This is a genomic window from Arthrobacter mangrovi (assembly GCF_026011795.1).
Classification (GTDB): Bacteria; Actinomycetota; Actinomycetes; order Actinomycetales; family Micrococcaceae; genus Crystallibacter; species Crystallibacter mangrovi.
Window position 1 is genome coordinate 108,724 of the sequence record NZ_BRVS01000006.1, and the last position, 9,550, is coordinate 118,273.

At 67.4% G+C, this 9,550-nt stretch carries 8 protein-coding genes; 2 read left to right on the forward strand and 6 right to left on the reverse strand.

All coding sequences use genetic code 11. The annotated features are described in order from the left end of the window. From AHIS1636_RS08455 to AHIS1636_RS08480, 6 genes are all read right to left on the reverse strand, one after another. Positions 1–1,584 (reverse strand): 4-hydroxyphenylacetate 3-hydroxylase family protein, encoded by a 1,584-nt coding sequence (locus AHIS1636_RS08455; RefSeq protein WP_264795388.1) that lies wholly within the window; start codon positions 1,582–1,584, stop codon positions 1–3. Continuing rightward, positions 1,581–2,174: a flavin reductase family protein gene (locus AHIS1636_RS08460; protein ID WP_264795389.1), complete on the reverse strand. Its 594-nt coding sequence runs from the start codon at positions 2,172–2,174 to the stop codon at positions 1,581–1,583. The genes AHIS1636_RS08455 and AHIS1636_RS08460 overlap by 4 nt, the downstream gene beginning before the upstream one ends. A 14-nt stretch (positions 2,175–2,188) precedes the next feature. Next, positions 2,189–3,034 carry a catechol 1,2-dioxygenase gene (gene catA, locus AHIS1636_RS08465; protein WP_264795390.1) on the reverse strand — a complete coding sequence of 282 codons (846 nt, stop codon included), beginning with the start codon at positions 3,032–3,034 and terminating at the stop codon, positions 2,189–2,191. 417 nt (positions 3,035–3,451) lie between these two features. Continuing rightward, a complete protein-coding gene (locus AHIS1636_RS08470; RefSeq protein WP_264795391.1) occupies positions 3,452–4,252 on the reverse strand; it encodes an SDR family NAD(P)-dependent oxidoreductase in 801 nt (266 codons plus the stop codon). 71 nt (positions 4,253–4,323) lie between these two features. Beyond that, positions 4,324–5,454 carry an L-glyceraldehyde 3-phosphate reductase gene (gene mgrA, locus AHIS1636_RS08475; RefSeq protein ID WP_264795392.1) on the reverse strand — a complete coding sequence of 377 codons (1,131 nt, stop codon included), beginning with the start codon at positions 5,452–5,454 and terminating at the stop codon, positions 4,324–4,326. Between the two features lie 81 nt (positions 5,455–5,535). Next, the gene (locus tag AHIS1636_RS08480) at positions 5,536–6,411 is read right to left on the reverse strand and encodes a 2-hydroxy-3-oxopropionate reductase (protein ID WP_264795393.1); all 876 of its coding nucleotides are present in this window, start codon (positions 6,409–6,411) and stop codon (positions 5,536–5,538) included. A gap of 251 nt (positions 6,412–6,662) precedes the next feature. Between AHIS1636_RS08480 and AHIS1636_RS08485 the strand changes: the two genes are divergently transcribed. Both AHIS1636_RS08485 and AHIS1636_RS08490 read left to right on the forward strand, forming a co-directional pair. Continuing rightward, on the forward strand, positions 6,663–8,678 hold the full coding sequence (locus AHIS1636_RS08485; protein WP_264795394.1) for a vWA domain-containing protein: 2,016 nt from the start codon (positions 6,663–6,665) through the stop codon (positions 8,676–8,678). A 165-nt stretch (positions 8,679–8,843) separates the two neighbouring features. Continuing rightward, positions 8,844–9,550 (forward strand): DUF222 domain-containing protein (locus tag AHIS1636_RS08490; RefSeq protein ID WP_264795395.1); only part of this gene is annotated, 707 nt, incomplete at its 3' end.

Below are 9,550 nucleotides of genomic sequence, written 5' to 3' on the forward strand. Positions count from 1 at the left end.
CTATTTGCGGTTGAGGAAGACGCTGACGTCGTCGTTATTGACCAGGTCCGGTACGGTCCAGCCGTCGAGGTCGTACTCGCTCATGCACTGCTCGGCGAAGCCGGTCATCATGTCCGTGATGCCCTCGGCCTGGGCGGCGAAGAGGATCTCGGCCTTGACGTTCTCGTGGTTGCCGGAGTAGTTGCGCTCGTACAGTTCGTGCCGGCCGCCGAATTCGGTGCCGATGGCGTCCCAGAGCAGCTTCATGAGCTTGACCCGGTCCACGGCCTGGATGCCGCCGGAACCGCGCACGTACTTGTCCAGATAGGGCCGGATCTCCGCCGTCTTGAAGTCCAGCGCCGAGGAGTTCAGGTAGATCAGTCCCGAGGAGACATCCTGTTCGATGATCTCCTTGATGCGTGGATAGCCAACGGCCATGAACATCCGGTAGGTCAGCCCGTAGTCAAGCTTCGGCAGGATCGTGCCGTTGGGGCCCTCATCCGGATTGGCCGCCATGGCGTCGGCCAGGGCATAGAACATGTTGCGCCAGCCGATGACCTCGCCGGCCCGGGATTGGACGCCGCGGAAGTCCTGCGTTCCGGCGATCTCCAGCGCCTTCAGCAGCAGGCCGGCGATGAAGTCCAGCTTCACGGCGAGGCGTATGACGCCCTGGTAGGTGAAGCGGTTGAGGAAGCCGGTCTGAGGGAAGAAGTTGTTGATTTTGTCGATGTCGCCGTAGCAGAAGATGTTCTCCCACGGGATGAGGACCTTGTCGAACACGAACACCGAGTCGTTCTCGTCGAGGCGGGAGGAGAGCGGGTAGTCGAAGGGCGTGCCCATCACCGCGGCCTGGTGGGAGTACGACGCGCGGGAAATCAGTTTTACGCCGGGCGCATCCATGGGCACGGTGCAGATCAGCGCGAATTCCTTCTTCTTGATCGGCAGTCCGTAGTGGGCGATGAAGTTGTAGTTGGTGATGGCCGAGCCGGTGGCCACCACCTTGGCGCCCGAGACGATGACGCCGGAATCGGTTTCCTTCTCGACCTTCATGAACACATCGCCCACCTGGTCCGGCGGAAGGTTGCGGTCGACCGGCGGGTTGATGATCGCGTGGTTCCAGTACAGGACCTTCTCCTGCGACTCCTTGTACCAGCGCAGGGCGTTCTCCTGGTACGGATCATAGAAGTCCGGCATCCCGCCCAAGGTTCCCAGGAAGGCTGCCTTGTAGTCGGGGGAGCGGCCGAGCCAGCCGTAGGTCATGCGGGCCCAGGTCTCGATGGCGACCCGGTCCTGCCTGAGGTCCTCCGGGCTGCGGGCCGCCTTGAAGAACGGGTGGGTCATGCCGCCGGATCCGGTATCGGTCGGGGCCAACAGCTTGTCCGCGGTCTCCGGATTGTGGAAGCCGTCGTAGAGCCGCGCGACCATGCGGATCGAGTTGCGGAATGCCGGGTGCGTGGTGACGTCCTTGACCCGTTCGCCGTAGATCCAGACTTCCCGGTCGTCTTTGAGCGAGTTGATGTATTCGTCGCCGGTCATGGGTCTGGAACTGTCCGCCGGCGTTGTACGTGCGCTGATGTCCGGCTTCTTGTCGGCGGTCTCAGTCATCGGTCGGGTCCTTTCAGAGGTCGTGCAGACGTGAGTGGTTTGAAGGCATCGGCGCCGGAGAACCAGCCGGTCTCCAACGAGTCGCCCGAGTGGTGCCATGGGCTGGGCCCGGACAACGGACCGATCTCGCGGAACGTGCCGCCGAAGAAGAGCAGCGGCTCCCGCTCGGTGACCTCCAGCTTGCGGACCTGTCCGACGACGATGACGTGGTCGCCGCCGTCGTAAATCCTCCACGGCATGCACTCAAGGGTCGCCGCGTTCCCGATGAGTACGGGAACGTCGCCGTCGAGCCGCCACTCGGGCGGCCGGGGAAGCGGTTTGCCGGCGAAGTGCCAGGCCGCGTCAAGCTGATCCTGGGCGAGGATATTGATCGTGAACGGGGCGTCCTCCAGGTACTGGGCCGCCCGGGAACTGCGGGTCAGCGTGACCTGCGCCAGCGGCGGATCCAGCGAGACTGCAGTGAATGCGTTTACGGTGGCCCCGTGCGGGGTTCCGTCCTTGGCACGGCAGGTCACCACGGTGACACCGGTGGCGAACCGCCCGAAGGTGTCCCGCAGTTCCCGCGGGTCGATGGAGGCCCGGTCGTTCACGGCCGGCCGGACCTTTACTCCGGGTCGAGGACGAAGTCGTAGGTGACTTCCCGGCCGTTGCCGTCCGCGCGCGGTGCAGGGTCCAGGATGAGCTCCGGCTTCACGGCGGATGCGATGTCGTCTCCGACGTGCGGGTCGCCTTGGAAGTACAGCTGCGTGGTGATCAGTTGGTGTCCCGGCGCGGAGACCTTCAGGTGCAGGTGGGCCGGGCGCCAGGCATGCCAGCCGGCGGCGGCAATCAGTTGGCCGCATGCACCATCCGTGGGAATCTGGTACGGCGCCGGCTGGATGGTGTTGATGGCGAAGTTCCCGTCCGCGTCGGCGATCACGGTCCCGCGCAGGTTCCATTCAGGCAGGCCGGGCGCGTACTGGGAGTAGAACCCAAGGTCGTCCGCGTGCCAGATCTCGACCTTCGCTCCGGCCAGCGGCTGGTCTTCAAGGTTCGTGACGCGGCCCTGGAACAGCAGCGGTGTCCCCGGCTCGTCCTCGCGCATCGGCAGCGTAGCCGGGCTCTGCTGTTCCGGGGCGTCGGGGACGTAGTACGGACCCTCGATGGTGCCCTTGGACCCGTGCCGGTCCTCGTTGGCGACCTGCTCTACCGAGTGCTCGACCCAGACATCCAGGAAGAGCGGCCATTCGCCGTCCTCGCCGACCTTGATCAGCCACGCCTTGAAGGCGTTGTATTCGTCGTAGGTGACCTTCTCCTCGAGCACGGTGTCATTGATGGCCTTGACGACGCGGGAGGCTAGCCGGTTCACGCGCTCCTTGTCCGTCCCGGCGGCGGATGCCTTTTGCTCCCGGAACCGCTCGGTTGCCCGTTGGCCCGAGGCCGCTGCGGTTGCTTCGGTTTCCTGAGTCATTTCCTTCACCTCTCCAAATCCAAGCGCTGACCATCGTGTAAATCCTGCGGTGATGCTGAACGCCGTGCTCTTGATGGGTTGCCCGGCGGAGGCCGTGACGATTGCAGTCCAGCCGGTCCGCCGTGCCCGTGGGAAAGCCCTTCCTAGTGCAGTCTGTGACGCGGATCACGTACTGTCAAGGAAGCCTTCCGCGGGTTTGTGCCGCTGCCGGCGTGCGGGGCGGCAGGACTGCGATTCAATCGGCGGGCTTGCAGCGGAGTATCGGACACTCAGGGAATTGCCAGCTTTCGTTCTGCCTGTGCACAGCCGGGACCACTACGTTAGTCAGTACCTCAAAGGTGCGAGTGAGCGGCACCGGCCAAGGTCAGGAGTTCCCCCAACCTCCGAGACCGGCCGGTGCCAACTCTTTTAAGCAGGTCAGTCGCGGCGGCGGGCGATGCGCTCCAGGAGCCTGTCTGGCAGGGCGCGGGCGACGACGGCGGCAGCCTTGTACTTCCGCGAGGGGATGGATACCGACTTCCCGGCCTCCGTGTCCCGCAGCGCTTCGCGGACAACCTGGTCCGCGTTCAGCCAGGCGAAGGCCGGAATGGTCTTCTTGTCCAGCCGCATCCGGTCGTGGAACTCGGTGTGGACGTAGCCGGGGCAGAGGGCGGTAACGGAGATTCCGCGGTCCCGGTAGAAGACGTTGGCCCACCGGCTGAAGTTCACCATGAGCGCCTTTGCCGCTGAGTAGGTGCCGCGGGGAGTGTAGGCGGCCATCGATGCCACGTTGATGATGCGCCCGCCGCCCGTGGCAGCCATGGACCGCAGGGCGGCGTGGCATAGCCGGAGCGGGGCCTCCGTATGGATGCGCAGGTGCTTGAGCTCGTCCTCCAGTTCGTTGTCGGCGAAGTTCCCGAGCAGTCCATAACCCGCGTTGTTGACCAGCACGGTCACGGGCCGCTCCGTGGCAGCCAGGCGGACGGCGACGCGGTCGATCCCCTCATCCGTGACCAGGTCGGCGGCGATGGTCTCAACCGGCACCCCGTAGCGTTGCTGCAGCGAGGCGGCCGCCGCGGCGAGGCGTTCGGCATCCCGGGCGACCAGGACCAGGGCGAGGCCCCGTTCGGCCAGTTGCCGCGCGAACTCGGCGCCGAGGCCCGCGGTGGCGCCGGTGATCAGCGCCGTTCCGGCTGCGGCGCGGCTGTTACCTGCAGGACGATGATGCTCGTTAGCCATGGCCCGACTGTAATGCAGGGCGGGGATGCGCCGCGATCAAGGCGCGTCCCCGCCGTCGTACTTTTTCTCCGCTAGATGGAGGCGGAGACCTCCCAGATGTCCACATTGGTGCCGCCGGCGGTGATGTCGTCGATGCGGCGCAGCTCGTCATCCGAGAATGAGGTGTTGGCGAGGGCGCCGAGGTTCTCGTCCAGCTGGGCAGTGGAGGAGGCACCGAGCAGGACGGAGGTGGCGCCGCCGTCGCGGAGCAGCCAGGCGATGGCGAACTGGGCGAGGGTCTGGCCGCGTTCGCCGGCGATCTCATTCAGGGCGCGGGCCTTGGCGATGTTCTCTTCGGTGATGTGGCCCTGGAGCGAGCCGCGCCCGCCGCTGGGCTCGGCGCCGGCGTCGCCGATGTACTTGCCGGTCAGCAGCCCCTGGGCGAGCGGGGTGAACGCGATGGAGCCCATGCCGTACTGCTCGAGCGTTTCCAGCAGTCCGTTTTCGACCCAGCGGTTGAAGAGCGAGTAGGCCGGCTGGTGGATCAGCAGGGGAGTGCCGAGGCTGCGCGCGATGTCCGCGGCCGCTGCGGTGCGCTCGGCCGAGTACGAGGAGATGCCCACGTACAGGGCCCTGCCCTGGCGGACCAGGGAGTCGAGGGCGCCGATGGTCTCTTCGAGCGGGGTGTCGGCGTCGGCGCGGTGGGAGTAGAAGATGTCGACGTAGTCCAGGCCCATCCGCTCCAGCGACTCGTCGGCCGAGGCGAGGATGTACTTGCGGGAGCCGAGCTGGCCGTGGGGACCGGGCCACATGTCCCAGCCCGCCTTGGAGGAGATGACGAGCTCGTTGCGGTACGGCTTGAAGTCCTTGCGGAGCATCCGGCCGAAGTTCTCCTCGGCGGAGCCGTAGGGCGGGCCGTAGTTGTTGGCCAGGTCGAAGTGCGTGATGCCGTTGTCGAAGGCGTGGCGGAGGATTTCGCGCTGCGAGTCGAAGGTGCGGTTGTCACCGAAATTCCACCACAGGCCGAGGCTGATGGGCGGCAACAGGAGGCCGCTGTTGCCGACCCGGCGGTAGCCGAAGTGCTCGTAGCGGTCGGCGGCGGCGACGTACGGACGGTGCGTTTCGGGTACGGGGCTGAAACGGACTTCGTTCTGCGGGGACAAGGCGACCTCCTGTTGGCGTGGGAAGGCGGCGCGCGGGAAGGCGCGACCGGGCTGCTTCATGAAAATCCTAGGGCCCTGCGGGCGCGGCCGGAACAGCATCCTGAAAGCCCGCCGGATAGCCGGCCGATCCCTGAGATCGCTCTACCGGCCGGAGAGCTCCTCGACCAGCTTCAGCAGCGCCGTGTTGTCCAGCCCGCCGTGGCCCTGCGCCACCAGCGCGGACATGAGCTGCGCTGCGCCGGCACCCAGCGGGATGGTGACGCCGGCGTCGCGGGCGGCCGAGGTCAGGATGCCTAGGTCCTTGTGGTGCAGTTTGGCGCGGAAGCCCGGCTGGAAGTCGCGGCCGACCATGCTGGCCGAACGGCGCTCCAGCACCGCGCTGCCGGCCAGGCCGCCGGAGAGCGCGTTGATCGCGGTGGCCGGATCCACCTCGTGTGCCTCCAGGAAGACGATGGCCTCGGCCACGGCCTGGATGTTGACCGCGCAGATCAGCTGGTTGGCGGCCTTGACCGTCTGCCCGGCTCCGGCAGGGCCCACATGGACGATGGTCTTGCCCATCGCCTCGAACACCGGCCGCGCCTTCTCGACGTCCGCCGCCTCGCCGCCGACCATGATAGACAACGTCGCCTCGACGGCCCCGCGCTCGCCGCCGCTGATCGGCGCGTCCAGCACGCCGAAGCCCGCGGCCCTGCCTGCCTCGGCGATCTTGCGTGCGGTGGCGGGCCTGATAGTGCTCATGTCGATGAAGAGCGCGCCTTCGCGGGCGTGGGCGAAGACGCCGTCCTCGCCCAGGGCCATGTCCTCGACGTCGGGGGAGTCCGGCAGGCAGGTGATGATGATGTCGCGGTCCCGCACGGCGTCGGCCACGCTGGTGGCCGGGGTCCCGCCGGCCTCCGCGAAGCGCTGCACCTTGGCCTGCGAGCGGTTGTATCCGGCCACATCGAATCCGGCCTTTACCAGGTTCGCCGCCATGGGGCCGCCCATGATGCCCAGACCGATGAATCCTATTCTTGCCACGTCAGACCACCTTCGCCGTTGGGGGATGAGGGGGTGCGCCGCCCGCCGGACGGCCGCGGGTCCCGCCGCACCTGTCTTCGTTGCCTACCCTACGCGCGGGCCGCGGCACGGCCAGGAAGATTACGACGGCGGGCGCGCAGTCGCCGTCGTAAGCGATCCGCCCGCTTAGGCCCGGTGCTCTAAATAGTGGGTTTCTTGAGTTCCGGATATGTTGAAGGCTAGTTAAGCCTTTAACCTACCGAAAGGATGCCATGACTGCCCGGCCGCCACTCCAACCCCGCTTCCTGCGAGCCGCTGCCGCCGCGCTGTTGGCCACCGTGGCCCTGGTGCCGGTACCGGGTCTGGCCCCGGCAGCCGTCGCGGCGGAGGAGTCGGCACCGGGTCTGGCCCCGGCAGCCGTCGCGGCGGAGGAGTCGGCACCGGTCATGGTGGTGCTCGACGCCTCGGGGTCGATGCTCAATGATGATGCGCCGGGGCTGCGGATCGACGCCGCCAAGGCCGCCGTGAAGGACCTCATCGACGACGTTCCCGACTCGGCCCGGATGGGGCTGATGGTGTACGGGACCGGAACGGACTCTTCGCCGGGAGCCAAGAAGGCCGGCTGCTCCGACATCAAAACGCTGGCGCCCGTCGGGCCGGTGGATAAGGACAAGTTGACCGCCGCCGTGGACGACATCAAGGCCGCCGGCTATACCCCGGTGGGGGCGTCGCTCCGCGCGGCCGACAAGGCGCTCGCCGGCGAGGAAGGCCCGCGCTCCATCATCCTGGTTTCGGACGGTATCGACACCTGCGCGCCCCCTGCCGCTTGCGACGTGGCCAAAGAGCTATCGGAGGGCGGCGCCCAGCTGACCGTGCACTCGATCGGTTTCAAGGTGGACGCGGCGGCGCGGGCGGAGCTCGAGTGCATTGCGGACACCACAGGCGGAACTTATGCCGATGCCCAGGACGCGGACGCGCTGAGCGAGGAACTCATCGTGCGCACCACTCGGGCCATTGGCGTCTACGAAGCCGAGGGGACGCCGATCATGGGCGGCTCGTCTCCCGCGGACGCGCCGGCGCTTCCTGCGGGCCAGTACCTGGACGAGTTGGAAGCAGGTTCGAAGAAGAACAGCTCCGGCGAGTCCGGCTCCGCCCGCTACTACAAGGTTGAGCTGGGGCCGGGGGAGCGTGCCCACGCCGCTGCGACCCTGCTGCTACCGCGGCGCGGGGAGGCGGCGGCGCCGGGCACGGCCTATGTCACCGCGGCCTTCGTGGACGGGGAGGGCGAGTCCTGCCTGGTGTCCGATACCGAGTACGCCAGCTCGAACCAGTCCTTCCTGATGCCGCCCACGGCGGCACTGAGCACGCCGCCGATGGGCGAGGATAGCAGCGACCGGTGCTTCGGCACGGACGCCGGCGAGGTGTTCCTCGAGGTCAAGCGGTCCGGCAGCTGGGCCTGGAAGCAGGGGCTGCCTGTGGAGGTCCTGCTGGTCACCGAACCTGCCGGCGACGGCTCCGGCCTTCCCGCGGCGCATGAGGCGCCGCTGCCGGCAGCGGCCCCGGAGTTCGGCGGCGAAGCTGTCCCGGTGGCCGGCGCCGCGAGCTACAACACTGCTGCAGAGCTGGAGTCCGGCGTGTACTCCGATTCCCTGCTGGGCGGCGAGACCAAGTTCTACAAGGTGCCGGTGGACTATGGTCAGAGGCTGAGCTTCGCCGCGAAGGTAACGGCCGACGGCGGCAGCGAAGGGTCGATCGGCAGGAGCCTGCGGTTCGCGCTGTACAGCCCGGTGCGGCAGGAGACCGAGCTGGCGAGCGATAACGACAAGTTCATCCTTGGCCACTCGCTCGTCTACACCTTCATCGACGTGGGCGACAGCCTCGATGCCAGCATGGCGGCCCCGGTGCGCTTCAACAATCGCAGCTCCGGTGATTCCGGGATCGAACAGATTGCCTACCCCGGCAGCTACTACTTGGCCGCCTCACTTGAGGACGGATCCACCTCGGATGCCGGCACGGAGCTGTCCTTCGATCTGGCCGTTGATGTCAGTGGTGAGCCGGAAGACGGGCCGGAGCTGGTGGCGGGCGGGGCCGCCACTGCTCCTTCTGCAGACCCGTCCGCGGCACCGTCGGCCGGGCCCTCCGCCGCAGCCGGGGCAGCGGAGGCAGCTTCGCAGGTCACCGGGAGGACGCCGCTGTTGTGGGGGCTGGGTGCTGTCGGCCTGCTGGCAGTAGCCGGCGTCGTCTTCGCGGTTGTCCGGCGCGGCAGTAAACATAGGAAGGTCGACTAGGTCGATAGCGTGACCGGAGCCTGATTCACACACGGCGAGCCTTCTTGGGCTGTCCCCAAAAGGCCTCCTCGTGGCCCTGCCTCGGACCCGATTTCTGCCGTTTCACTCGTCCTACATTTCGAAGATTTATCGTGCTATCAGAACATATCTTCGATAGAATGAGGCATGGCGATCGCACCATTCGAAGCGACCCGGGAAGCCACCGGCTTCCTCGCTTCGATGCGCGACGAACTGCAGGACTTCGCCGCCGGCTTCCGCGAGAACGCCGGCCTCCAGGACCCGCAAACAGTGGCTGAATGCGTGGGGCTCTTTGAGGATCTTTCCCGGACGATCGAGCAGCTCCAGGTCGCCGGCGCGCACGCCGTCGAACGGCACGGCGTCGCCGCGGTGACCGGCCGGGACCCGGGGACGAAGACCGAGTTCCGGGACACCGCGGACTACCTCCGCGCCCGGCTGCGGATCAGCCGGACCGAGGCCCGGCGCCGCCTCCGCCTCGGTGCCGGCACCCTGCCCCAAACCCTGGTCTCCGGCGGCGAAGCGCCGTCGCAGTACGAGCACCTGGCCGCCGGACTGGCCGAATCCGGGCTCTCCTGCACGGCCGCCATCCTGATCCATGACACGCTCGAACGCGTCCGGCCCGCAGCGGCCCCCGAGGACCTGACCGCGATGGAACAGCAGCTGACCCGGCAGGCCACCGAAACCGACCACGACACCCTGCGCGTCATCGCCCGCTCCTGGGAAGCGGCCATCGACCCGGACGGACGCGAACCCTCCCCTGAACAGCTCGCCGCCCGGCAGGGCGTCTTCCTCAAAGGCAAACGCCGGGGGCTGCACCGCTTCGAAATCGCCGCGACCGACGAACAATACGAACA